General features: G+C 66.4%; 20 protein-coding genes and 2 pseudogenes. 10 read left to right on the top strand and 12 right to left on the bottom strand.

The window, feature by feature from the left end:
• The first annotated feature begins 11 nt into the window (after nt 1–11).
• Nucleotides 12–611: a TetR/AcrR family transcriptional regulator gene (locus CKW46_RS03995; RefSeq protein ID WP_117437582.1), complete on the top strand. Its 600-nt coding sequence runs from the start codon at nt 12–14 to the stop codon at nt 609–611.
• Entirely contained in the window at nt 608–1720 is a 1113-nt protein-coding gene (locus CKW46_RS03990; RefSeq protein WP_482052851.1) for a DUF1214 domain-containing protein, read from the top strand. Before CKW46_RS03995 ends, CKW46_RS03990 begins: the two co-directional genes overlap by 4 nt.
• A gap of 1 nt (nt 1721) precedes the next feature.
• Here CKW46_RS03990 and CKW46_RS03985 read toward each other — a convergent pair.
• The 4 genes and pseudogenes from CKW46_RS03985 to CKW46_RS03970 form a co-directional block, all read right to left on the bottom strand.
• Nucleotides 1722–2770, bottom strand: a pseudogene (locus tag CKW46_RS03985) (LLM class flavin-dependent oxidoreductase).
• A complete protein-coding gene (locus CKW46_RS03980) occupies nt 2770–3294 on the bottom strand; it encodes an SRPBCC family protein (protein WP_011742291.1) in 525 nt (174 codons plus the stop codon). Before CKW46_RS03980 ends, CKW46_RS03985 begins: the two are co-directional and overlap by 1 nt.
• 269 nt (nt 3295–3563) lie before the next feature.
• On the bottom strand, nt 3564–4697 hold the full coding sequence (locus tag CKW46_RS03975; RefSeq protein WP_117437580.1) for a fatty acid desaturase family protein: 1134 nt from the start codon (nt 4695–4697) through the stop codon (nt 3564–3566).
• Between the two features lie 35 nt (nt 4698–4732).
• A complete protein-coding gene (locus tag CKW46_RS03970) occupies nt 4733–5830 on the bottom strand; it encodes a flavin reductase family protein (protein ID WP_482052850.1) in 1098 nt (365 codons plus the stop codon).
• 70 nt (nt 5831–5900) lie between these two features.
• Here CKW46_RS03970 and CKW46_RS03965 point away from each other — a divergent pair, with 70 nt between their 5' ends.
• Together CKW46_RS03965 and CKW46_RS03960 are read left to right on the top strand one after the other, a co-directional pair.
• Nucleotides 5901–6569 carry a TetR family transcriptional regulator gene (locus CKW46_RS03965; protein ID WP_012392318.1) on the top strand — a complete coding sequence of 223 codons (669 nt, stop codon included), beginning with the start codon at nt 5901–5903 and terminating at the stop codon, nt 6567–6569.
• A gap of 130 nt (nt 6570–6699) precedes the next feature.
• A complete protein-coding gene (locus tag CKW46_RS03960; protein WP_015354121.1) occupies nt 6700–8730 on the top strand; it encodes a cyclic nucleotide-binding domain-containing protein in 2031 nt (676 codons plus the stop codon).
• Nucleotides 8731–8766: 36 nt separating this feature from the next.
• On the opposite strand, the gene CKW46_RS03955 is transcribed toward CKW46_RS03960, so the two are convergent.
• Nucleotides 8767–9372 carry a GNAT family N-acetyltransferase gene (locus CKW46_RS03955; RefSeq protein ID WP_036426995.1) on the bottom strand — a complete coding sequence of 202 codons (606 nt, stop codon included), beginning with the start codon at nt 9370–9372 and terminating at the stop codon, nt 8767–8769.
• Nucleotides 9373–9533: 161 nt separating this feature from the next.
• Here CKW46_RS03955 and CKW46_RS03950 point away from each other — a divergent pair, with 161 nt between their 5' ends.
• Complete coding sequence (locus CKW46_RS03950) at nt 9534–10829, top strand: acyl-CoA dehydrogenase family protein (RefSeq protein ID WP_117437577.1); 1296 nt, start codon at nt 9534–9536, stop codon at nt 10827–10829.
• Nucleotides 10830–10909: 80 nt separating this feature from the next.
• On the opposite strand, the gene CKW46_RS03945 is transcribed toward CKW46_RS03950, so the two are convergent.
• A complete protein-coding gene (locus tag CKW46_RS03945) occupies nt 10910–11365 on the bottom strand; it encodes a MaoC family dehydratase (protein WP_012392314.1) in 456 nt (151 codons plus the stop codon).
• 36 nt (nt 11366–11401) lie between these two features.
• Here CKW46_RS03945 and CKW46_RS03940 point away from each other — a divergent pair, with 36 nt between their 5' ends.
• On the top strand, nt 11402–11899 hold the full coding sequence (locus tag CKW46_RS03940) for a metallophosphoesterase family protein (protein ID WP_012392313.1): 498 nt from the start codon (nt 11402–11404) through the stop codon (nt 11897–11899).
• A 352-nt stretch (nt 11900–12251) separates the two neighbouring features.
• Nucleotides 12252–13292: a diacylglycerol acyltransferase/mycolyltransferase Ag85C gene (gene ag85C / locus CKW46_RS03935; protein WP_011742299.1), complete on the top strand. Its 1041-nt coding sequence runs from the start codon at nt 12252–12254 to the stop codon at nt 13290–13292.
• A gap of 79 nt (nt 13293–13371) precedes the next feature.
• Here ag85C and CKW46_RS03930 read toward each other — a convergent pair whose 3' ends face one another.
• The 5 genes and pseudogenes from CKW46_RS03930 to CKW46_RS03910 form a co-directional block, all read right to left on the bottom strand.
• On the bottom strand, nt 13372–14052 hold the full coding sequence (locus CKW46_RS03930; RefSeq protein ID WP_020785156.1) for a YoaK family protein: 681 nt from the start codon (nt 14050–14052) through the stop codon (nt 13372–13374).
• A 114-nt stretch (nt 14053–14166) separates the two neighbouring features.
• Entirely contained in the window at nt 14167–15534 is a 1368-nt protein-coding gene (locus CKW46_RS03925) for a maltokinase N-terminal cap-like domain-containing protein (RefSeq protein WP_482052849.1), read from the bottom strand.
• A pseudogene (gene treS, locus CKW46_RS03920) lies at nt 15535–17392 on the bottom strand (maltose alpha-D-glucosyltransferase). It abuts the gene before it with no gap.
• A gap of 121 nt (nt 17393–17513) precedes the next feature.
• A complete protein-coding gene (locus tag CKW46_RS03915) occupies nt 17514–18587 on the bottom strand; it encodes a S1C family serine protease (protein ID WP_015354116.1) in 1074 nt (357 codons plus the stop codon).
• Between the two features lie 112 nt (nt 18588–18699).
• Nucleotides 18700–19200, bottom strand: a complete 501-nt coding sequence (locus CKW46_RS03910; protein WP_011742303.1) for a nuclear transport factor 2 family protein — start codon at nt 19198–19200, stop codon at nt 18700–18702.
• Between the two features lie 61 nt (nt 19201–19261).
• Here CKW46_RS03910 and CKW46_RS03905 point away from each other — a divergent pair, with 61 nt between their 5' ends.
• The 3 genes from CKW46_RS03905 (at nt 19262) to CKW46_RS03895 (ending at nt 22491) form a co-directional block, all read left to right on the top strand.
• Nucleotides 19262–19672 (top strand): TIGR03668 family PPOX class F420-dependent oxidoreductase, encoded by a 411-nt coding sequence (locus CKW46_RS03905; protein ID WP_011742304.1) that lies wholly within the window; start codon nt 19262–19264, stop codon nt 19670–19672.
• Between the two features lie 170 nt (nt 19673–19842).
• Nucleotides 19843–21999, top strand: a complete 2157-nt coding sequence (locus tag CKW46_RS03900) for an elongation factor G-like protein EF-G2 (RefSeq protein ID WP_482052848.1) — start codon at nt 19843–19845, stop codon at nt 21997–21999.
• 15 nt (nt 22000–22014) lie between these two features.
• On the top strand, nt 22015–22491 hold the full coding sequence (locus CKW46_RS03895; protein ID WP_015354114.1) for a DUF2231 domain-containing protein: 477 nt from the start codon (nt 22015–22017) through the stop codon (nt 22489–22491).
• Here the strand turns inward: CKW46_RS03895 and CKW46_RS03890 are convergent.
• Nucleotides 22488–24122: a FadD7 family fatty acid--CoA ligase gene (locus CKW46_RS03890; RefSeq protein ID WP_482052847.1), complete on the bottom strand. Its 1635-nt coding sequence runs from the start codon at nt 24120–24122 to the stop codon at nt 22488–22490. The two genes, CKW46_RS03895 and CKW46_RS03890, sit on opposite strands and share 4 nt — an antisense overlap.
• Between the last annotated feature and the right edge of the window lie 159 nt (nt 24123–24281).

Raw genomic sequence — 24281 nt, 5'->3', positions numbered from 1 at the left:
TGAGTTTCGTAATGGTAGCTGATTTTGGCCGGCCTCGTGACCCGCGCATCGACGGCGCCGTGCTGCGCGCGACGTTCGAGCTGCTCGCCGAAACCGGATACGCCGGGCTGCTGGTCTCCGCCATCGCCAAACGCGCCGGCACCAGCAAGCCCGCGATCTACCGGCGCTGGCCCAGCAAGGCGCACCTGGTGCATGAGGCGGTGTTCCCGATCGACGCCGCCACCGCAGTCCCCGATACCGGATCACCGGTCGACGATCTACGCGAAATGGTGCGGCGCACGACGGCCGTGCTGAGCACCCCGGCCGCGAAGGCGGCCCTGCCGGGGCTGATCGGCGAGATGGCCGCCGACCCAACGCTGCATTCCGCGCTGCTGGTGCGATTCGGCGAGATCTTCGGGCATGGGCTCACCACCTGGCTGGACAATGCCGCGGCCAGGGGCCAGGTCCGGGCCGATGTCACCGCACCCGAACTGGCCGAGGCGATCGCCGGCATCGTCCTGATCGGTCTGCTGACCCGCCCGGGCGAACTCGAGCCCGACGTCGGGGACGCCTGGATCGACCGCACGACGACGTTGCTGCTGAAAGGAATCCGGAAAGGAACCCCGCAATGACATACGAGTCGACCGCCGCGTGGCAGGAGCTGCTGGACACCCTGCGCACTCTGGACAGCTCGTTCCTCGAGGGAGAGCGCGCCGTCACCGACGACCGTCACGTCGCCGACGGCTACCGCATGCTCGCCACCACGCTGGGCGTCGCCTTCGACGCCTACCTCTTTCCCGAGCCCGGTCGGCCCCAGTTCGTCGCGGTGAACACGCCGTTTCGCCGCGACCGCAGATGGGGCGGCGACAACACCGACGCCTACTACTTCATGTGCCCGGTCGACCCCGATCGCCGCTACCGCATCAGCGGCAACAAGGGCGACAGCGTGTACTTCTCGGTGACGGCCTACAACGAACCAGCACCGGGCGCGTGGTCAGACCGGATCGTTGCGATCGTTCGCGATAGCGATCTCGACGTCGACGCCGACGGCAACTTCTCCTTCGAACTGGGCCCCACCCCCGACGCGGCGGTGTTGATGACCCGCGACTACCAGGCCAACCCACTGACCGGGCGCCCGATCACCTGGCACATCGAGGCGCTCGACGAGCCCGACCCGATCCGACATGCAGATCCGCAGACCGCTGCCGGCCTGCGGTCGGTTGCGACCTGGTTGCGCACTATGTTCGCCATCATGCCGCTGCCCGTTGGGACACGGGACCAGGACTTGCCAGACGAACACGCGCTTGGGCACAACACCGCCCACGCCGCGAACCAGTTCGCCGACCCCTACCAGGTGCCCGACGCCAACTTCGGCTGGTCGGCACGCGACGCGTGCTACTGCTACGGCAGTTTTGTGCTCGACGACGACGAGGCGCTGGTCATCACGCACCGACCGCCGTCGTGCCGGTTCTGGAACCTGGTGGTGTGGAACCAGTTCATGGCCACCTGTGGCGCCGCCGATGCCCGGTGCTCGGTCAACGGCCACAGCGCCATCGCCAACAGCGATGGCTCGGTGACCGTGGTGCTCTCCCGCGGGGTCACCACACACCCGAACTCGCTGGCCACGCTGGACTATCCCCGCGGCAATCTCGCCTTCCGCTGGTTTCTCGCCGACGGCGTGCCGGCGCGGCCGGAGGTGAAGCTGGTGAAGCTCGCCGATGCACCGACCGAGGTGGCTTGAATCACCCGACCGCACGGACCAACTCGATGGCCCGGCCCAGCGTGGAAAGCTTGGCGTCCATCGTGTCGCCCGCGGGATAGAGCCGCACCGTGTTCACCCCCGCCTCGCGCCACGCCACCAGCCGGGACCGGACCATCTCCTCGGTCCCGATCAGCGTGGTGGCCAGCACCATCTCGTCGGTGACCAGCCTGGCCGCCCCTTCCGGTCGCCCCGTTGCCAGCGCTCGCGTACCGCGGCCGCGACCTCCGACCAGCCCTGCCTGCTGTAGGCCTGGTTGTAGTAGTTGGTGCTCGCCGACCTCATCCCGCCCAAGCTGAATGCGAGTTCCGTCTTGCGCGCCGCGACCATGTCCCGCAGCTCTTCGACACCGGATGCGAACGCCACTTCAGCGCCCTGGCAGAAGTCGATGTCGGCTCGGCTGCGACCGGCAGCGGCCAGCCCGGCATCCAGGTGCGTGAAATACGCGTCACCGGCGCCTTCGGGAACGAAGCTGGTACCCAGCCAACCGTCGGCAATCCGGCCGGTCAGCCGCAACATGGCCGGCGACAACGCGGCCAGGTAGATCGGGATGTCGTACTCGGGACGAGTCGACAATCGCATGGGCCGTGCCTCCCCGCCCCGGCGGGGAATCTGAAACTCACTGCCGGAGTAGCTGACTTTGCCGGCCGCGAACACCTGCCGCGCGATCTCGACCGTTTCCTTGAGCCGAGCCAGCGGCCGGTCGAACGCGACGCCGTGTAGACCTTCAATCACTTGTGGGCCGGATGCCCCCAACCCGAGTAGAAAACGGCCGCACGACAGATTGGACAGGGTGATCGCCGTTTGCGCGACCAGCACCGGGGATCGGGTACCAACCTGCAGCACCCCCGAACCGAGCTGCATCCGTTCGGTCCGGGCCGCTATGTAGCCCAGCGCGGATGGCGCATCGCTGCCCCACGCTTCGGCCACCCAGCAGGTGTGTAGGCCGAGCTTTTCGGCCTCGACGACGAAGTCGACCGTGTCCTTGCCGTCCTTGCCGCCGGACAGCTCGACCGTCGTCGCCGTACGCATCAACGCACTCCGTGCTCAGCCAACCTCTTGATCGCGGCCAGGGTCTTGTCGATCGCCGCCTCGAACTCCCGCAGTCGCACGAAGACGATCTTTTCTTCCTTGTCCGGCATCGCATCGATGGCGTTGGACAATCCCGAGCGCCCTGGCCCGATCTGCGTCCGGTAAGTCAGGTTGGTGCCACCGTCGCGGGGGACCAGACGAAACCGCCACACCGCGGCCGGATAGTCGGGTTCACCGACGGCCCAAGCGAATTCGCGGGGCGGATCACATCGGACAACTTGGGATGTACTGGTCCATTGCCCGAACGCCTCGTGTTGGTTGTGTCCGATGAACCGGGCGCCGACGCGTGGTTCGCTGACGCCGCCAACCCACTCCACGGCCTGCAGCTCGTTGCTGAGCGTCGGCATCAGCGCGATGTCGGAAATGAGGCTCCAGACCCGTTCGGGCTCGGCGTCAATCCACGTCGAGGCCTCCACGGTCGGCCTGTCCGCATAGCGTGCGCCCGTCCACTCCACGGATCCCATTGTCCTCCAGCGGGAACGTGCAATAGACGTGAGCGTCGCCACCACGGCCGCTCGACGGGGATTTCAGCCCTGCGGGTTCGCCGGCGCTGCACGCAACGATCTGCGAGAACTCATCTGGCGTTAGGCAATTCCGCTGCCGGTGACCACGCTTGGGCCCAACGTACCGGTTTGGTCACGATTGGGGGAGCACATCGACAGCTCGCCGATGTCCACTTTCTGGACAAGGCTTGGTGCGGGTGCCGGCGTCGTCGGTAGCCACCGACACGGTGCTAGGCCAACGCGTGCGCTTCCTGTCGATCGGAGCCACGGAATGCCAGTTTGACGATCTTGCGAACAACCGTGCCGAACTGGCGCAGCAGCGGGCCCCGGTTGTAAAGAATGCCGTAGCGTTCGCAGATCTCCTGCACCTCGGGGGCAATCTCGGCGTACCGGCGGGCCGGGATGTCGGGGAACAGATGGTGCTCGATCTGGTGGGACAGGTTGCCCGACAGCAGGTGGAAGGTCTTGCCGCCGGTCAGATTGGCCGAGCCCAGCACCTGGCGGAAATACCACTGCCCCCGAGACTCGTTCTGGGTTTCTTCGACGCTGAACTCCTGGGTGCCGTCGGGGAAGTGGCCGCAGAAGCTGATCATGTACGACCACACGTTGCGCATCAGGTTCGCCGTGAGATTTCCGGCGAAAACGAACGGCGCAAACGGCCCGGCCAGCAGCGGGAAGGCGACGTAGTCCTTGAGGGTCTGACGTCTGGTCTTTTTCCAGATCTCCGTCAAGGTCTCACGCTTGTCGCGGAGCGTGATCTCGCCGGAGCGAATGCGCTCGGTCTCCAGTTCGTGCAGCGCGACGCCGTACTGGAACAGCACCATCAACAGGAACGCATAGACGGGGTTGCCCAAATAGTACGGCTGCCAGAGCTGGTCTTCGCTCATCCGGATGATGCCGTAACCGATATCGCGGTCCATTCCCACGATGTTGGTGTGGGTGTGGTGCATGTAGTTGTGCGAATGCCGCCATTGATCGGCGGGGCAGGCGGTGTCCCACTCGAAGGAGCGCCCGGAAATCGCGGGGTCACGCATCCAGTCGTACTGGCCGTGCATGACATTGTGGCCAATCTCCATGTTGTCCAGGATCTTTGACAAGCCCAGCATTGCGGTGCCCGCCAGCCAGGCCGGTGGCAGTATGCCGGCGAACAGCAGTGCGCGTCCACCGTCTTCCAGCGCCCGCTGAGCCTTGATGACGCGGCGGATGTAGTCGGCGTCCGCTTCGCCGAGGTCAGCGATCACGCGTTCCTTGATGGCGTCGAGTTCGCGGCCGAATGCCTCGGCTTGTTCGGGCGTCAGGGCGAAATTTGCGCGGGTTGCGGTGTCTGCGGTTTCTGCAATGGTTGCGATGTTGTTGTTTCCCATGGGTTTCCCCTCCCAAGGTTGATGTGGATTGATGGCTAGAGCGATAGGTCGACGTCACCGACCGGAACCGATACACAGATCTGGACGTCCTCGTCCGGAGCGACCGATACCGCACCGGTGACCAGGTTGCGCACCGTGCCGGAGGTCTTGCGCCTCGTGCAGGTGTGGCAGATGCCCATCCGGCAGCCGTTTTCCGGTGCCAGTCCGGCCGATTCGGCCTGTTCGAGCAGCGAGCGGCCGTCGTCGACGACGTCAATGCCGCTGTCTGCGAACCTCACCCGGCCGCCGGATGGTTGCGCGGGCGCTTCGATCGGCGCCGGCACGAAGCTTTCGGTGAACACGTTTTCACAGTTCTCCCGCACGGCGTCCACCAAAGTGGTGGGACCGCAAACGAACACCGCGTCCGGGGCGTCCATCGCGGCGGCCAGGTGATCCGGGCCGAATCGGCCGACGAGGTCGCCGCCACCCGATTGGGTGTAGCCGTGCAGGACCCGCACCCCGGGCAGTGCGGCCAGCTCGGCGCGATAGCAGGCCTCGGCGGGATTGCGCGCGTAGTGGATGAAGGCGATCTCGGTACCGTGAATGTGCAGATGGTGCTGGGCAACCAGGGTGCGCAGCATCGCCAGCACGGGCGTGATGCCGCTGCCGCCGGAGACGAACAGGATGCGGCGCGGCCGGCGCTGCGGCAGCACGAAGTCGCCGCCGACACCGGCCAGGCCCACCACCATGCCGCGACGGGCATGGTCATAGAGATAGGTCGATACCAGCCCGCCGTCGTGGCGACCGATGGTCAGCTCGAGAGTCTCGCTGCCTTCGGCGTTGGCCGGCGAATAGCACCGGGTGTGACGTCGGCCGTCGATATCGACGGTGAGGTTGACGTACTGACCGGCCAGGGGGCCGGTACCCGCCGCCATGGCCGAGCGGAACGTGTCATTGGGGGCCAGCGTGAGGGTGACGCTGCGCGGCGTGGTGCGCCGCACGTCGATGAGCTTGGCGCGGGCCTCGCCCAGCGTCCACGTCGGCTCCACCAACTCGGTGTATCGATCGATTCCGTGCGGACCGGTGAGCAGGTCGACCAGGCCGGAACCCAGGACCCGCTTTGCCAGAGTTTGGGTCAAAGTTTGAGTGAACATATGTACACGGTGCGACGTGACGACGCTGGTCGTCAAGGTTTTTCCGCAGCTCTGCGGTAGGGTTCACATAGTGAATGAACGTACTCCTAGCTCACGCCCGCACCGATCGGGCCGCTCCCGGGACAGCCCGTCACGCGAGGAGCGCAAGGAGGCCACCCGGCGCGCCATCATCGCCGCCGCCCTCAAGCTGGTGCATGATCGCAGCTTCAGCGCGCTGAGTCTGCGTGAAGTCACGCGCGAAGCCGGAATCGTGCCAGCCGCGTTCTACCGCCACTTCGAATCGATGGAAGCCCTGGGCTTGGTTCTCATCGACGAGTCGTTCCGAACGCTGCGCGACACCCTGCGCGGCGCGCGGGCGGGCCGCCTGGACCCGAACCGGGTGATCGAATCGTCCGTCGAGATCCTGATAGGCAGCGTGGCCGAACGCCGCGAGCACTGGCGATTCATCGTGCGCGAGCGCTCCACCGGCCTATCGGTGCTGCGCTACGCCATCCGTACCGAGATCCGGCTGATCACCTCGGAACTGGCCACCGACCTGGCGCGGTTTCCCGGGCTCAATGAGTGGAGCACCGAAGACCTCAACATCTTGGCGACGCTGTTCGTCAACGCCATGATTGTCACGGCCGAGGCGATCGAGGACGCGCAGAGCTCCGAGGCGCTCGAGGAGATCCGTAGGATCGCGGTCAAACAGCTGCGGATGGTCGCAATCGGTGTCGCCGGCTGGAAAAGCAGGCCCTGAGTCCGTTTCGGGCTGATGCCGCTTGATCACCCAGGCCCCGAACCGCGTTCGGGCGGCTATCGATTGAGGTGCGCGCTGGCCCCTCGGCAAACGAGCACTGCGCCAGATTCAAGCCGCTATAGTTCTACGCGTGGCTCTGGCCGCGACTCGCAAGTTGGTGCGCGATCCTCAGCTGCGCAGACTAATGGCGGTATGCGCCACCTTTCTCACCAGTAATTCCGCGCACGGCGTGCTGCTCACCGTCTTCGCCTTCTCGGTGGGCGGTGCCGCCACCGTCGGCGTGGTGACCCTGGTCCGGATGCTGCCCAGCGCACTTCTGGCGCCGCTGGCGGCAACGCTGGCCACCAGTCCACGCCCCCAGGTACACCTGGCAATCGGGGTTGGCGCCCGCGGGATGACAACGATCGCCACCGTCATCGTGGTGGTGTCCGGGGCGCCGCTCGGTGTCGTCTTGGTGGTGCTGGGCGTCGACTCGCTGATGTCGGCGGCCGTGCGCTCCCTGCATGCCGCGCTGGTGGTGCGTCTGGCCACCAGCGTGGCCGAGGCGGCAACCGCCAACGCGGCGACCGGGGTTCTTCTCTATGCCAGCGCCCTGGCCGGGCCGGCGCTGGCCGGGGTGATGCTGGCCTTCGTCGGCGTCGGCTGGGCCTTGACCCTGCCGGCGGCGCTCTTCGTCGTCGGCGCCCTGACGGCGCTACGGATCACCGTGGCGCCCATCGATGACATGCCCGATACCGGCGGTGCCCGGCCATCCGGCGGTGTCGCGCGCGTCCAGCTCAGGGCGGTCGGAGCCGGGTTTCGCGCGATCATCGAAAGCCGTCCGGCCGCCGCAGCGGCGACCCTGTTCCTTCTCACCACGACGCTGCTCGACGGCTTCTGGTACGTCGCGAGCGCGCCGTTGGCCGCAGACCAATTTGGGCTCGGCCCAAGCGGTGTCACGACGATCATGACCATCTACGGCGTCGGCGGCCTGCTCGGTGCGGTGGCAATGCTGTCGATCGCGGGACGGGGCGGGCTGGCCCGCATGTTCACCTTGGCCCGGCTCAGCGAGGCGCTCCTGCTCGCGGCGATCGGTGCGGCCAGTCTGCCCGCATTGGGCCTGGTGCTGGCCGCCGGCGTGGGTGGGGGAAGCGCGGCCTCGTGGGCCATCGCACCGACGCTTGTTCAGCGCAGCGTCAACAGAGCCTCGATGGTGACCGCGGCGGCCAGTCTGCAGAGCGTGTCAGAGCTGGCGATCGCCGCGGGTGCGGGGATCGCGGCGGTGCTGGTCGGCTCGTTGGGGCTGACCGGCGCCCTGGCCATCGTCAGTGGTGCCGCGGCGCTCATCACGGTGCTGGCCTGGCCACAGGTGCGCCGCGCCGACAAGCTCAGCGACGACGACAGCGCCAAGCTTGCGGTGATCCGGGCCACCCCGGTGCTGGCCCCGCTGCCCGCACTTGCTCTCGAGCAGCTCGCGCGCACGGCGACGCGGATGGCCGTGCCTGCGGGCTCCGACGTGATCCGCCAGGGCGACCGAGGCGACCGGTTCTACATGATCGCCAGCGGCCTGGCCGACGCCACCGTCAACGGTCGCCGGGTGGCCACCCTTGGTCCCGGCGGGTCGTTCGGGGAGATCGCCTTGCTGCACGACGTGGCGCGCTCGGCCACCGTGACAGCGCGAAAGGACCTCGACCTGGTCGCGGTGGATCGTGCCGAGTTCCTCGCCGCGCTGTCCAGCAACACGGCAGCGGGTCTGCGGCTGGGCGGGCTCGCCCGGACCCGGCTGGGCACCGTGCCCGTCGAGGAGCGCCTCATCGAACTCGGCCCGGATCCCGCACTGAACAGCCAGTCGCTGTCTGAGCTGCTCGCCGCGCAGCCGGCGCTGGCGGGCATCGGCGACGGCGCGCTGCGCGAACTCGCCGACACCGCCAAGGTGCTGGCGGCCCCCGACGGTGCGCTGATCACCTGCGAGGGCGACCACGGCGATACCTACTACGTGATCCTCGAGGGCGCCGCCCAGGTCCTCTACGACGACACCGCGGTGCATCACCTCGGCCCCGGCGAGGGCTTCGGCGAGCAGGCGATCCTGCGCGACGTCCCGCGTACGGCGACCGTGCGAGCGGTGGGCGACACCACCCTGGTGGCCGTGGATCGCGAGGCGTTTCAGCGCGCGCGGCGTTGACACCGGCCGCAGCGACGGTGCCGTGACTGGGCCGGCTTACCGCGGGTCACGCCACATCGGCCAGATCGACGGACCACCGTGCGGCAGCGCGATCTCACCGGTAACGGTGAAACCGAAACGCTGGTAATAGGGCACATTTTCGGGCTTGCTCGACTCGAGGTAGGCCGGGCAGTACTCGGCGTCGCAGCGGTCCAGCCGCGACCGCAGCAGCGCCTGACCGAAACCCTGTCCGCGAACCGTCGGGTCGCTGCCGATGGCGGCCAGATACCAGTGTGGTTCTTCGGGGTGTGCGCGCTTCATCGCCGACTGCACGGCACGTCCCACCCCCGTTCGGAACCCGAACACCCGAAGCAAGGCCGGGGTCATCGCCAGTTCCCCGAGCCGTGTCTCGCGCCATTGGTTCGGCGGATCCCACAATGCCGCCGCGCCGATAACCGGTCCGTCGCAGGCCACCTCAACGCCACCGCGGGCCAGATGGTGGTGGCGTGTCATGGCCGCGAACAACCGGCACAATTGCGTGGTCCGGGCCCGGTCACCGGGAAACAGCCACGTCATCACGGGTTCGTCGTAGAAAGCCCAGGCCATGGTTCGGGACAGCTCACGGATATCGGCCTTCTGCGCCGGACGCGCCTGTGGGGTCATCTCAGCGAGGGTATCTGGGACCGCCATGGCATCGCCGGGTCACCGCACCGCCGGGCGGCCCGATCCCGCCTGATACCCAGCAGCTCCACCGCGCCCTTACGATGGGGTGGCTCCATCATCGATGCCGGTGCGGCGCTGCGCCGGGGAACGGTTGGCCTACGGTGTGGGACTTCGAAACAGACCCCGAATACCAGGCGAAGCTGGACTGGGTCCAAGAGTTCATGGTCAACGAACTCGAACCACTGGATCTGGTAGCTCTCGATCCCTATAACAAGAAGAACCCCGAGATGATGGCCGTCCTTCGGCCGTTGCAGCAGCAGGTGAAGAACCAGGGGCTCTGGGCCGCTCACCTGCGACCGGAACTCGGCGGGCAGGGGTTTGGCCAAGTCAAGCTTGCGCTGCTGAACGAAATCCTCGGACGCTCGCGCTGGGCGCCCTCGGTGTTCGGTTGTCAGGCACCAGACTCGGGTAACGCCGAGATCCTGGCGCTGTTCGGCACCGAGGACCAGAAGGCCCGCTACCTGCAACCGCTGCTGGACGGCGAAATCACCTCCTGCTACTCGATGACAGAACCTCAGGGAGGTTCGGATCCAGGGTCGTTCGTCACGGCCGCCACCCGCGACGGAGACAGCTGGATCATCAACGGGGAGAAGTGGTTTTCCACCAACGCCAAGCACGCCTCGTTCTTCATCGTGATGGCCGTGACCACCCCGCAGGCCCGCACCTACGAGAAGATGTCGCTGTTCATCGTCCCTGCGGAGACACCCGGTATCGAGATCGTCCGCAACGTCGGCGTCGGGACCGAGTCGAGCAAGCACGCCAGCCACGGCTACGTCCGCTACCAGGATGTTCGGGTGCCGGCCGATCATGTGCTCGGCGGTGAAGGCCAGGCGTTCATGACCGCGCAGACGCGACTCGGCGGCGGTCGCATTCACCACGCGATGCGCACAATTGCATTGGCACGACGAGCCTTTGACATGATGTGCGAACGCGCCGTATCCAGGCAGACCAGACACGGCCGGCTTTCCGACTTGCAAATGACGCAGGAGAAGGTCGCCGACAGCTGGATCCAAATCGAGCAGTTCCGGCTACTGGTGCTGCGCACGGCGTGGCTGATCGACAAGCACCACGACTATCAGAAGGTGCGTCGCGACATCGCGGCGGTGAAGGTCGCAATGCCACAGGTGCTGCACGACGTGGTGCAGCGCGCCATGCATCTGCACGGCGCGCTCGGCGTTTCCGACGAGATGCCGTTCGTCACGATGATGGTGGCCGCCGAATCGCTGGGCATCGCCGACGGCGCCACCGAACTGCACAAGATGACGGTGGCACGCCGGACACTGCGCCAATACGAGCCTGTTGCAACGCCGTTCCCGTCACAGCACATACCCACCCGGCGAGCGGCGGCCGAAGCGCGGCTGGCCGAGCGCCTGGAACACAGCATCGCGGAGTTCTGACACCGGACGCCGGCCGCTGGGCGTCCGGATGCCGAAAAGTGGTGCGGCGAATGGATTCTCACGGCTCCCGCCCCGACCGGTCAGGTGACGTACCGGACGACGCTTTCTGCCACACAGGCCGGCTTACCGGACCCTTCGACCTCGACGGTCGTGGCAACCGTCGCCTGGACCGCGCCGTTGCCGACGTCTTCAACACCGACCAGCGAACTCTGGGCGCGCACCCTGGAACCGACCGGCACCGGGGCGGGGAATCGAACCTTGTTGAGCCCGTAGTTGATTGCCAGCTTTATGCCCTTGACCGTGTACATCTCGTGCTGCAGGCGAGGTAACAGCGACAGGGTCATGAAGCCATGTGCGATGGTGGTGCCGAATGGCCCTTTGGCCGCTCTTTCCGGGTCGACATGGATCCATTGATGATCGCCCGTCGCATCGGCAAACAGGTTGACGTCTTCCTGCGTGATCGTCACCCAGTCGCTTTGCCCGATGGTTTCACCCGCAGCGGCAGCGAGGTCGGCGACGGATTCGAAGGTGCGCATGGCTGTCTCCTCTGCTCGTGGGTAAGCATAGATGTTGTGAAGCTACTGCTGATCGCCGATACGCACGTCCCCAAGCGTGCCCGCGACCTACCCGACCAGGTATGGAAGCAAGTCGCCCGGGCAGACGTGGTGATCCACGCGGGCGACTGGGTAACCGTCGAGTTGCTCGACGAACTGCAGAGCAGGGCGGCCCGGCTGGTGGCCTGCTGGGGGAACAACGACGGACCCGATCTGCGCAGCCGGTTACCGGAGCGGGCGGACGTCGTGCTGGCGGGTCTGCGCTTCACCGTCGTTCACGAGACCGGCGCGGCGGGCGGTCGCGAGGCCCGGATGTCTCGGCTCTATCCCGATAGCGACGTACTGGTGTTCGGTCACAGTCATATCCCGTGGGACACCACAACCAGCACCGGTTTACGGCTGCTGAATCCGGGGTCTCCCACCGATCGTCGCCGAGCTCCCCATTGCACTTACATGACCGCGACAATCGAAAGCGGCGCGCTTGCCGGGGTCACCCTGCACAACATCGAAAAGTAGCCGCTTCCATCGCACATATTCTTCAAATAGCAACGACTACAATGGTTTTGAGTTGCGCGACAAAGTCACTCGCAAGTGTCGACGACAGGCAATGACCACCCGAAACATCGCGCATTCGCGTTACCGAATTACGAAGCAAATAGTGCATCGCGGCCGAATTCTTCAAGTTTTCAACACCAATCTGAGCATCAATCGTTATCGTGTCGAAACGACTCGGCGCCGATTCTCAATCGTTAGATAACCGCGACATTCTTCTCCGGCCGCGACAGACGAATTGGGCCGCGGCCCTGTGTTTCACTCGCCCAGACAGATTTGACCGTGCCGTGCGGCAGATGAAAGTTGGGTAGGAGCTATGAAGTTCGTTGAGAAGTTGCGTGGCGCAGCGGCCGGCGCTCCGCGCCGGCTGACCATCGCGGCCATAGGGGCTGCCCTGTTGTCCGGACTTGTTGGGGCCGTGGGTGGCGCGGCGACCGCCGGGGCATTTTCCAGGCCAGGTCTGCCGGTGGAATACCTGCAGATTCCGTCGGCTGCGATGGGCCGCGACATCAAGGTTCAGTTCCAGGGCGGTGGAGCGCACTCGGTCTACCTGCTCGATGGGCTACGGGCGCAGGACGACTACAACGGTTGGGACATCAACACTCCCGCCTTCGAGGAGTACTACAACTCCGGGTTGTCGGTGGTGATGCCCGTCGGCGGCCAGTCCAGTTTCTACAGCGACTGGTACCAGCCCTCTCAGGGCAACGGTCAGGGCTACACCTACAAGTGGGAGACCTTCCTGACCCGGGAGATGCCCGCCTGGTTGCAGGCCAACAAGGGCGTCTCGCCAACCGGCAATGCGGCGGTGGGCCTTTCGATGTCGGGCGGTTCGGCGCTTGTTCTGGCTGCCTACTACCCCCAGCAGTTCCCCTACGCCGCGTCCTTGTCGGGATTCCTGAACCCCTCCGAGGGCTGGTGGCCGACGCTGATCGGTCTGGCGATGAACGACTCGGGCGGCTACAACGCCAACAGCATGTGGGGCCCGTCCACTGACCCGGCCTGGAAGCGCAATGACCCGATGGTCCAGATTCCGCGCTTGGTCGCCAACAACACCCGCATCTGGGTCTACTGCGGCAATGGCACCCCCAGCGACCTCGGTGGCGACAACATGCCGGCGAAGTTCCTGGAAGGCCTGACACTGCGCACCAACCAGACCTTCCGGGACACCTACCTGGCCTCGGGTGGGCGCAACGGGGTGTTCAACTTCCCGACCAATGGCACTCACTCGTGGCCCTACTGGAACCAGCAGCTGGTTGCCATGAAGGGCGACATCCTCAAGGTGCTCAACGGGCCTGCCGTCCCGGCGGCTCCGGCTGCCCCGGAGGCTCCCGCCGCCCCGGTCGCTCCGGCCGCCTGAGGGGCTCGCTAGCTCCAAAACCTGCATCGGCAGCAGCGCAACGGCCAGCGCTGCTGCCGATGCTTTTTTGGTGGCGCGGCTACTTCAACAGGGCCCGACGGTCGGAGTGGAAATAAGTGAAGCCGGTTGTCAGCGCACACACCGTTGAGGCGACCGCGAGCATCTGGGTTCCGCTGACCACCAAGCTGATGGTCCCACCCACGGTGGCGCCGAGAATGAAGCTGGCAAGCAACATGAAGTAGCCGAGCCAGTCCGCCGCCTGTCCGCCGGCGATATGGCGTTCGATGCCCTGCCCCATCTTGACCAACGTCCCGGTCACGTAACTCAACGGCACCGACACCTCGCCGTCCTTGACGAACGACGTGTTCAGCGAACCCACACCGAAGACCACGAGCATGATCGGCAGGAAGTCCAGCTGGCTGCCTTCCCATCCACCGATGACGATGTCCAGGGCCGTCGCGGCGACCAGGCTGAAGGTGGTCAGCACGGTCGGGCCGTGCGGGTGATCCACCCAGAAGTGCCGTTTGCACACCGATGCAACCACGACTCCCACCAGGAAACACACCAGGAGCAGCCCCGCCGTGACCGAAAGCCACACGTCGTCCCGAAAGTAGCCCAGCACAGCGCGTTGGGCGTTTCCCGTCATGAATGTCACGAAGTAGCCGGCAGAGTGGGTGAAAGCGGTTGCACCCAGCACGCCGGCCAGCACCGCCAGCACCCAGGACAGTCGCGCCTCGCTGTCGAAAATGTCACTCCTCACCCAGCCATGCTGTCAGACCCGTTCGACGACCGCAGAAATCAGCAGGCCAGACCATGCCCGTTCGGGCGCGCCACAGTCACCGGCCGGGCGCCGGCGGCCGGTGCGCCCGCCGACCTAGGTGGCGGTGAGCCGCGCGATCGAGCGCAGCGGGATCGGCAGCCAGCCGGGCCGGTGCCGCGACTCATAGCCGGCCTCATAGACGGCCTTGTCGAGTTCGTAGGCGGCCAGCAGCAGCTCCGAATCCCGCGGATCGTTTCCCGAGGCGGCCGCATAGCCTTCGCAGAACGCGGTGCGGTTGCGGGTGATCCATTCCCGGGCGCGAGCCGCCAGCTGCTTATCGTCGGCGTGGTCGACCAGCGGCCCATAGGCGGCGTACTCGAACGAGCGCAAGACCCCCGCGACGTCGCGCAGCGGCGAATCGGGGGCCCGCCGCTCCCGCAGCGGCTGCCCCGGTTCGCCTTCGAAGTCGATCAGCACCCAGCTCTCCGGCGTGCGCAGAACCTGCCCCAGATGCAGATCCCCATGCACGCGCTGAACGCTGATCGTCTCGTCGACCAGCTTGACGAACCGTTCTTCGATGGTGCCGGCGTACTGCTGCAGTTCGGGCACCGCCGCAGCGGTCGACGACAACCGCGCCAGCACGTGGTCCACCGGGAAGGTGGCCTGTGCCGTCCCCAGCTGCTCGGCCAGGGTCGCGTGCACCGACGCGACCGCTTCACCGAGCCGGCGGGACTCGCCGGCAAAGTCGCCGCCGACTTCGTGTGCGTACAGGTCGCCCTCGGCGAACAGGTCACGGACGCTGGCGGTGGCCATCGCCCAGCCTTCGGCCGCGTTGGCCGCGTAGGCGGTTGCCATGCCCAGCGGGCACGCGGCCTCCGGGGGCTCGCCGGGGATGCCGATTTCGTAGGTGCCCAGCAGCCGCGCCACGTGCGGATTGTGCGCCCGGCCCAGCACCCGGTTGAGTTCGATGTCGGGATTGATCCCGCTGCTCACCCGGCGGAAGACCTTCAGGATCGCGGCCTGCCCGCGGTCGAATATCACGCTGGTATTGCTTTGTTCGGCGTCAGAGACCCGCGGGTAGGCATCCAGCGGCAGCTCGACATCGGGCTCGCGAGCGAAGCTGACCTGCCCGTCGGACGAACTTCGCACGGCCGACGAGTCGATCAGCGAGAGCAGAACCTGCGGCGCCACCGGGTCATAGAGGGCGTCGAAGCCGGTGTGGTCGTCGGCGGAGCCGATGGTGGCCAGCGTGCTGAATTCCGAGACCGGCCCGGCATCCCAGCGCACCAGCACCTGGTAGCGCTCCGCGGAGCCGTCCGTGTAGCTGACATCCACCAGCACCAGGTCCAGATCATCGCGCAGCGCCACCACCGCACCCGGTTCGGCGGCGGCCAGTTCGCGGTTGCGTCCGGCGTACCAGCGTTGCTGCGGGAGCCATTCCGACCAGGGCAGCTTGGCTGCAAGCGTGACTGGCGAGTTCATTTAGCGCCGCTCCTTCTCATTGCTTGGTCCCCCGCAAGCGGGCGGTGCCCCAAGTGCATCGTCACCGGCGCGGTCATCGTTCCTCCTCGGATGCGGACAGCTGAAACCAGTAGAACCCGTGCCCCGGAAGGGTGAGCAGGTAAGGCAGGTGCCCGATTTTGGGAAATTCCACTTGCCCGGTCAGCTCGACGGGCGTGTAGCTGTTCCACTGCTGCAGGTTGAGCTCGATGGGCTGCGGGAAGCGCGACAAGTTGTTCACACACAGCACGACGTCCCCGTCTTCGCCGGCCGGTCCCGGGGCCTCGCGCACGTAGGCCAGGATCGACGGGTTGGAGCCGCCCAGCTCCTGGAACGTGCCGACGGCGAACGCGTTGTGGCGGCGTCGTACCGCCAGCATGGTGCGGGTCCAGTTCAACAGCGATGTCGAGGTGTCCCGTTGCGCCTCGACGTTGACCGCCTGATACCCGTAAACGGAGTCCTGGCTTGGGGGCAGGTACAGCCGGCCCGGGTTGGCGGTGGAGAAACCGGCGTTGCGGTCCGGGGTCCACTGCATCGGAGTCCGCACCCCGTCGCGATCCCCCAACCAGATGACGTCGCCCATGCCGATTTCGTCGCCGTAGTAGAGCACCGGCGAGCCGGGCAGCGAGAGCAGCAGCGCATTGAACAGCTGGATCTGGTTGCGGTCATTCTCCAGCAACGGCGCCAGCCGGCGGCGGATCCCGACGTTCGCTTTCATCCGCGGGTCCTTGGCGTACTCCGCGTACATGTAGTCGCGTTCTTCGTCGGTGACCATTTCCAGCGTCAACTCGTCATGGTTGCGCAAGAAGATTCCCCACTGTGCCATATCGGGGATGGGCGGGGTCTTTGCCAGAATCTCCGAGATCGGAAACCGCGATTCGCGGCGGACCGCCATGAAGATGCGCGGCATCAGCGGGAAGTGAAAGGCCATATGGCATTCGTCGCCACCGGTGCTGGCCTCACCGAAGTACTCGACGACGTCGGCCGGCCACTGATTGGCCTCGGCCAGCAACACCCGGCCCGGGAATTCGTCGTCCACCACCTTGCGGACGCGCTTGAGGAAGGCGTGCGTCTCGGGCAGGTTCTCGCAGTTGGTTCCCGCCCGCTCGAACAGGTAGGGAACGGCGTCCAACCGGAATCCGTCGATCCCCAGGCCCAGCCAGAACCGCAGGACGTCGATCATCGCCTCTTGCACGGCCGGGTTGTCATAGTTCAGGTCCGGCTGATGGGAGAAAAACCGGTGCCAGTAGAACTGGCGGCGCACGGGATCGAAAGTCCAGTTGGACTCTTCGGTGTCCACGAAAATGATCCGGGCGTCGGTGTATTTCTCGCTGCTGTCGCTCCAGACGTAGTAGTCCCCGTAGGGGCCGTCGGGGTCGTGCCGAGACTCCTGAAACCACGGGTGCGATTCCGAGGTGTGGTTCATCACCAGGTCGGTGATCACCCGGATGCCGCGCCGGTGGGCCGCGTCTACCAGGGCAACGAAGTCGCCGACGGTGCCGAACTCCGGCAAGACCTTGTAGAAGTCCCGGATGTCATAGCCGCCGTCACGCAGGGGCGAATCGTAGAACGGGGGCAACCAGATGCAATCGATACCCAGCCACTGCAGATAGTCCAGGCGCTGCATCAGGCCGCGCAGATCGCCGGAACCGTCGGCGGTGCCGTCGTAGAACGCCCGGACCAGTACCTCGTAGAAGACCGCGTGTTTGAACCAGGTTGGGTCGGCGGGCAACGCGGCCGCGTTGCCGAAATCCTTGGCATCGGGGTGTTCGACCACACCTCCCTCGACGTGGCTGCCCTCGGCTGGATTGTGCTCGATGGTGTTGGTTGCCTCGTTCATCAATTCCACGATGCCACGGGTACCCGAGGCGCAACCATAAGAATCACGCCAAGATCGATGCGCGCAATCACGCCCGGTGCCATGCGAATTGGCTGACCGACGCGAAGAAGCCGCAGCGAGATCAGGCGGGCGGGCCCTCGGCAAGCGTCACGTTTTCGGTGCGCTGCCCACCCGAACTGGATGTCCAGCTGATCGAGACGATGTCGCCAGGGTGGTGCCCGTTGAGCGCATCCGACATCGCGGTCGCCGAGTTGATCGGGGCGCCGCCGAGTGCGGTGATGATGTCGCCGGTGGAGATGCCGACCACCGCCGCCGGAGCGCTGCCAACCACGCGCGCAACCTTGGCCCCGGTGCCGTTGTTGTCGACGACACCCAGACCGAGGAAGGCGGTGGGCCCGATGTGCACCGTGGGCGACCCGCCGCCGGAGCGGATCTGTCCGGCGATGCCCATCGCCTGTCCGATCGGGATGGCGAAGCCCGTTCCGCCACCGGACATCTGGAAGTTGTCGGAGGCGGCGGTGTTCATGCCGACCACCTGACCCATGTTGTTGACGATCGGCCCGCCGGAGTCACCGGGGGCGATCGCGGCGTCCACCTGAATCAACCCGTTGAGCGTCTCTTCGGCGCCGGTCAGCGCGTCGGATGCCTCGACGGTCTGGTCCAGTGCGACCACGCGTCCGGGCACCGCGCGGGGCGTACCGCCCTGCCCGCCGGTGTTGCCCATCGCCACGATCGGCTCTCCAACGGAGACGCCGCCGCCGATCGCGGCGGCGGGAAGGCCACCCGCGCCGCGCATCTGCAGCACCGCGACGTCGCGGGTGCGGTCGTAACCGACCACGTCGACGCCGTAGGTGCGGCCGTCACCGACACTGAAGACGGAGATGTCGGTGGCGCCCGAGATCACGTGGTTGTTGGTCAGCACGACGCCGGCGGGATCGATGATGATGCCCGTTCCGGCCCCGACCGCGTTGTTGTAGCCGAGCTTGGTGTTGACGTTGACGACCTGCGGGCCGACCTGCGCGACCATCGCCGAGGGGTCAAGCGGCAGTGTCGGGAAGTCGGCGAACCGATCCAGCGCCAGGTTCGACGGCGCCGCGTGCGCCGGCGCCGGCACGGTGGCCAGGCCCAGTCCCAGCACGGCCAGTACCGCCACTAGCCATGACCACCTCGGTGAGTGGTGGCGCAATTTACTCATCCCGCATCCTCCTGCGTCGGGGTAAGAATCAGAGAATTGTCCCAGCCTTCAGGTCCGGGCAGCAAAACCTAGTCTTACGAGAATAGTCCAAGGATAGCGATGTGTGGCCTTGCTAAGGCCCAGATCGCCGGTTATTCGCCGAGGTCGACGGACCGGGCTCCAGCGCATACCTGAGATGGTGGCTGACGTCACCCACCATGTCGATCAGAGTCAGGTCGCGGTAGGAAAACCGCCATTTGCCGTCGACGCAGGCGAAACGGTCGTGGTAGCGGCCCGTGACGATCGGCTGTAGCGGGAAGTCGTCGACCTGCTGAAAAACGGTGTAGTAGCTGCGACAACGAGCGATTCCGCACTGCGGGTCGATCTCGATGATCGGATTGCTGACCACGTGCTTGGTGCGCGGCGTCCCGTTGGGATACACAATGATCAGGGCCTCCCAGATCTTCAACAATCCCGCCGCATCGACGGTGTCCTGACCGCCGTCCTGATCACCGTCCGCGGCGATTCGGATGCGGGCGTGCTCGAAGAGCGCGGCGGCCGCCGGCAAATCGCCGGCGTCGATGCATTCGGCATAGCGATAGAGCAGGTTGGCGATCTGAGTCTCCGCCCGCATCGAGCAACGGTAGCGCGCCGGCCAGACCGACCAGCCCCACTCCGGGCCGTAGGCTGGGCCGGTGGGCGAAGTGTTCGACCCCGCGGTCAGGTTCACCCAATCCCCGGTGGCGCGGTTGGCAACGGTCACCCCCGAGGGCATTCCCCATGTGGTGCCGGTGGTTTTCGCGGTCGACAACGACCTGATCTTCACTGCCGTCGACGCGAAGCCGAAATCCACCCGCAGGCTGCGCCGGCTCACCAACATTGAGCGCACGCCGCAGGTCAGCCTGCTGGTCGACCATTACGACGACGACTGGACGCAGTTGTGGTGGGTCCGCGCCGACGGAGTCGCCCAAATCCATCCGGCCGGAGCGGTGCTGCACACCGGTTACCGGCTGCTGCGCGCAAAGTACGCCCAATACCAATCGGTGCTGCTGGATGGGCCGGTTATCTGCGTAGCCGTGCGGCGCTGGTCCAGCTGGCACGCGTGACCCGCCCCGCGCGTTGTGGCATCTGGTCTCCGGTCCGCTCCGGTAGGCGCCAGTTACCGACCCTTGTGTTGCGGGGCAGTTGAGAGAAAAGTTGCTACTGCGTCCTGTGGGCTGGAACACACCGCGTACGGGAGTGGGCGGACAACCCCGGGAAGAACGGGAGGCAAGTCATGGCCGACAGAGCAGGTAGTTCCTCGGGTTCGGGAACTGCGCCTACCGCCGAAGGTCCGGACGCTATCCGCAACGTGGTTCTGGTCGGACCGTCCGGGGGCGGGAAAACCACCCTCGTGGAAGCGCTTTTGGTGTCCGCCGGAGTGCTCTCTCGCCCCGGCTCGGTAACCGACGGCACCACGGTCTGCGACTTCGACGAAGCGGAGATCCGTCAACAGCGCTCGGTCGGCCTGGCGGTCGCCGCACTGTCACACCAGGGCATCAAGGTCAATCTGGTCGACACCCCCGGCTATGCCGACTTCGTGGGTGAACTGCGCGCCGGGCTGCGCGCCGCGGACTGCGCGCTATTTGTCATCGCGGCAAACGAGGGTGTGGACGAGCCGACGAAGTCGCTCTGGCAAGAATGCAGCCAGGTTGGCATGCCGCGGGCGGTGGTGATCACCAAACTCGACCACGCGCGAGCGAACTACGCGGAGGCGTTGGCTGCCGCCCAGATCGCGTTCGGGGACAAAGTACTGCCGCTGTATCTACCGACCAGCGACGGCTTGATCGGCTTGTTGTCCCAAACCCAGTACGCCTACGCAAACGGCACGCGCTGCGAGACGGCACCCGGAGCTTCGGACGCGGACCGGATAGAGGAGGCCCGCGGGTCCCTGATCGAGGGAATCATCGAAGAGTCCGAGGATGAGTCGCTGATGGAGCGCTACCTCGGTGGCGAGCAGATCGACGAATCGATCCTGATCGAGGATCTGGAGAAGGCCGTTGCGCGGGGCTCGTTTTTTCCGGTGATCCCGGTGTGCGCCAGCACCGGTGTCGGCACGCTGGAACTGCTCGAAGTTGCCACGCGGGGCTTCCCCTCGCCCCGCGAACATCCGCTGCCGGAGGTCTTCACCCCACAGGGCGCCACCCACGCCGACTTGGCCTGCGACGTTGACTCGCCATTGCTCGCCGAAGTGGTCAAGACGACGTCGGACCCCTACGTCGGCAGGGTCAGCCTGGTCCGGGTCTTCGCCGGAACCATCAAGCCCGACGCCACGGTTCACGTGTCAGGTCACTTCTCATCCTTTTTCGGCAGTGCCAACGGGAACGGCGCGGCCGCCAGCACACACCCCGACCACGACGAGGACGAACGCATCGGGGTGCTGTCGTTTCCGCTCGGAAAACAGCAACGTCCGGCCACCAAAGTGGTGGCCGGTGACATCTGCGCGATCGGCAGGCTGAGCCGGGCCGAAACCGGCGACACCCTGTCGGACAAGTCCGAACCGCTGGTGCTGAAGCCCTGGACCATGCCGGAGCCGCTACTACCGATGGCCATTGAAGCCCATGCCAAGACCGACGAGGACAAACTCGCGGTCGGACTGAGCCGGCTGGCCGCCGAAGACCCAACGCTGCGCATCGAGCAGAACCAGGAGACCCACCAGATCGTGCTCTGGTGCATGGGCGAGGCCCATGCCGGCGTGGTACTCGACGCGCTCGCCAACCGATACGGCGTCACCGTCGACACCGTCGAGCTGCGGGTGCCGTTGCGCGAAACCTTCAGCGGCAACGCCAAGGGGCACGGCCGGCACGTCAAGCAGTCCGGTGGGCACGGCCAGTACGGGGTCTGCGACATCGAAGTGGAACCGCTTCCGGAGGGCTCGGGGTTCGAGTTCCTCGACAAGGTGGTCGGTGGAGCGGTGCCACGTCAGTTCATTCCCAGCGTGGAGAAGGGCGTCCGAGCCCAGATGGACAAGGGCGTGCACGCCGGGTACCCGGTTGTCGACATCCGGGTGACGCTGCTCGACGGCAAAGCCTACAGCGTCGACTCATCGGATTTCGCCTTCCAGATGGCCGGTTCACTGGCGCTGCGAGAGGCGGCCGCCGCGACCAGGGTGACGCTGCTGGAACCGATCGACGAGATCGCGGTGCTCGTGCCCGACGATTACGTCGGCACCATCATGGGCGACCTGTCCGGACGTCGCGGCCGGGTGCTCGGCACCGACACGGTGGGCCACGAACGCACGGTGGTCAAGGCCGAGGTGCCGCAGGTCGAATTGACCAGGTACGCCATCGATTTGCGCTCCCTGGCCCACGGGGTGGCGTCGTTCACCCGCTCCTTCGCCCGCTATGAGCCGATGCCCGAATCCGCCGCCGCCCACGTGAAGACTCACGCATAGCGGCCCGGCGGATTCATGTCGACCATCAACGGACTGCCCGCGCACATCCTGCTCAATCACCTGGTCGTGGTGCTGGGTCCGCTGACCGCGATCCTGGCCATCGTGTGTGCCTTGTGGACACCGGCACGGCAGCGATTTGTCTGGCTGACGCTGCTGCTGGCGGTCATCACACTCATCGCGACCCCGATCACCGCTGACGCCGGTGCATGGCTTCAGGCTCGGCTGGGCCCGTCACCGATGGTAGAAAAGCACCAGGAACTCGGTGAGACCCTGACCTATTTCATGGCGGTCCAGGCGTTGGCCGTCGCCCTGCTGGTGGTCATGCATGTTCGCCGGGAACGGGGGCGTGCGGTCAACACCGCGACGCACCTGACGATCACCGCGCTGGTGATCGTTGCCGCCGCGGCCACGCTCGTCGCGACCTACCAGGTCGGCGATTCCGGCGCGCAGGCCGCCTGGGGTTCCATCGCTTCGGCGCTGGGACCCTACTAGGCCTGCCCGCCGAACTGTTGGGCCACCGCGCGCCGGTCCAGCGACCCCTTCGCGGTATGCGGCAGCTCACTGGCCATCTGGAAGGTGGCCGGAATTTCGAAGGACGCCAGCTTCTCCCGGCAGAATTCGGTGAGTTCCTGCGCAGTGGGCGCGGGCTCACGCGGCACGATCACCGCCGCGACCGCTTCGCCGTAGAGCGCGTCGGGGACGCCGAAGACCGCGTTCTCCTGCACCCCGGGGTGGCTGGCCAGCACCCCTTCGACGCGTTCCGGGGAAATCTTCTCCCCGCCCCGGTTGATCAGTTCCTTGATCCGGCCGCGGATGCTGAGGTCGCCCGCCTGCGACAGGGTTCCGAGGTCGCCGGTGCGTAGCCAGCCGTCGGTGAAGTTTGCCGCGGTGATCTTCGGGTCACCGAGGTAGCCGCGCACCACCGTGGGGCCGTGCAACCAGACTTCGCCGACGGCGCCGGGCCCGACCGGATGCCCGTCGGGCCCGACGATCCGGATTTCGGGCCCCGTTGATCGACCGACCAGACCGGTTGACTCAGCGGGGTTTTCGTCGCAGCCGCTGCCCTCGACACCGGTGCTTGCCACCTGGTGGGTGGCCTCGGTCATGCCGAATGCGCACAACACCGGGGCGGAGAACTCGTCATGCAACGCTTGCGCGGTTTCGGGCGTGAGTGGCGCGCTGCAACTGCGGATGAAGCGCAATGCGGCGCGAGTCCGGCCGGACGAGTCGGCTTCCCGTTCCGTCTTGGCGCGCTCCAACAAGATCTGGTGGATCGTGGGCACCGCAGTGTACCAGGTGGCGTGCGCGACGTGAATGTCGTCCCAGAATGTGTGCGCCGAGAATTTTCCGCGAGCCGGCAGCAGCACCGTGCCCTCCGAGACCAGGGTCGACAGCAACGCGGCCATCAGGCCGTGGCCGTGGTATAGCGGCATCACCGCAACCGTCGCGTCCTGTGGGCTCAGCCGGTATCCCGCGATGATGGACCGTATCGAGGTGGCGATGTTGGCGCGCGTCCAGGGAACCATCTTCGGCAGCCCCGTGGTTCCCCCGGTGAACATGATCATGGCGTCGTCGGCCCGCAACCCCTGGGGCGCCGACGCCACCGCGGTGGGCTCGCCGGCGGCGTCCAAATGGACCGACAGAATGCCGGTATCGCGCGCCACACTCACCGCGATCGGCCACCATCGAACCGCCGGTTCATCCCGGTCGCCGGGTCCGGTGCCGTCGATGAGCACCACGCGTGCCCCTGCGGCCCCGGCGCGGGCGCGTTGGTCAGCGACCGGCAGCGCCGGATCCAGCGGAACGACGATCAGATTCGCGCGTGACGCGGCCAGCAGCGCGACCACGAACTCGAGGTTGCTGCCCGAGCGCAACGCCACCCGCTCCCCCTGCCGCAGGCCGGCCCGAGTCAGCTGCCCGGCGAGGTCGTCGACCAGGCGGACCAGGTCGCGATAGCTGACCGCGACACGATCGGCGGTGAAGATGACCGCGGTTGCCTCCGGCAGCTGGGCCGCCGCCAGCTCCACCAGATCCGCCAGCCGAGGGCCGGCGGCCGAGTCGCAGGGTTGGGTCCCGACGTGCGCGGGCACTGCCTGGCCGCCGGTGATCGAGTCCGATGCCATCGCGTGCACTCCCTCCAGGTATTACCGGTGCAGTTGGCACCTGATCAGCACCCTGCCGGTGATCGGTACGCGTTGTCCAATACTGACCGGCTACCAGTCGATAGTCGACGGCTATCGAGTCGCGGTGGTGCCGGCCTACGCCGTAGCCGCCGCTCGATA

The sequence above is a fragment of the Mycobacterium liflandii genome (genome assembly GCF_022354805.1).
Classification (GTDB): domain Bacteria; phylum Actinomycetota; class Actinomycetes; order Mycobacteriales; family Mycobacteriaceae; genus Mycobacterium; species Mycobacterium marinum.
Note: the sequence above shows the minus strand (reverse complement) of the source record. Positions and strands in the feature narration are given on the sequence as shown.

Coding starts and splice junctions, on each gene's coding strand:
- CKW46_RS03995 (WP_117437582.1), top strand. CDS start 12: ATGGTAGCTGATTTTGGCCGGCCTCGTGACCCGCGCATCGACGGCGCC.
- CKW46_RS03990 (WP_482052851.1), top strand. CDS start 608: ATGACATACGAGTCGACCGCCGCGTGGCAGGAGCTGCTGGACACCCTG.
- CKW46_RS03980 (WP_011742291.1), bottom strand. CDS start 3,294: ATGGGATCCGTGGAGTGGACGGGCGCACGCTATGCGGACAGGCCGACC.
- CKW46_RS03975 (WP_117437580.1), bottom strand. CDS start 4,697: ATGGGAAACAACAACATCGCAACCATTGCAGAAACCGCAGACACCGCA.
- CKW46_RS03970 (WP_482052850.1), bottom strand. CDS start 5,830: ATGTTCACTCAAACTTTGACCCAAACTCTGGCAAAGCGGGTCCTGGGT.
- CKW46_RS03955 (WP_036426995.1), bottom strand. CDS start 9,372: ATGACCCCACAGGCGCGTCCGGCGCAGAAGGCCGATATCCGTGAGCTG.
- CKW46_RS03945 (WP_012392314.1), bottom strand. CDS start 11,365: ATGCGCACCTTCGAATCCGTCGCCGACCTCGCTGCCGCTGCGGGTGAA.
- ag85C (WP_011742299.1), top strand. CDS start 12,252: ATGAAGTTCGTTGAGAAGTTGCGTGGCGCAGCGGCCGGCGCTCCGCGC.
- CKW46_RS03925 (WP_482052849.1), bottom strand. CDS start 15,534: ATGAACTCGCCAGTCACGCTTGCAGCCAAGCTGCCCTGGTCGGAATGG.
- CKW46_RS03915 (WP_015354116.1), bottom strand. CDS start 18,587: ATGAGTAAATTGCGCCACCACTCACCGAGGTGGTCATGGCTAGTGGCG.
- CKW46_RS03910 (WP_011742303.1), bottom strand. CDS start 19,200: ATGCGGGCGGAGACTCAGATCGCCAACCTGCTCTATCGCTATGCCGAA.
- CKW46_RS03900 (WP_482052848.1), top strand. CDS start 19,843: ATGGCCGACAGAGCAGGTAGTTCCTCGGGTTCGGGAACTGCGCCTACC.
- CKW46_RS03895 (WP_015354114.1), top strand. CDS start 22,015: ATGTCGACCATCAACGGACTGCCCGCGCACATCCTGCTCAATCACCTG.
- CKW46_RS03890 (WP_482052847.1), bottom strand. CDS start 24,122: ATGGCATCGGACTCGATCACCGGCGGCCAGGCAGTGCCCGCGCACGTC.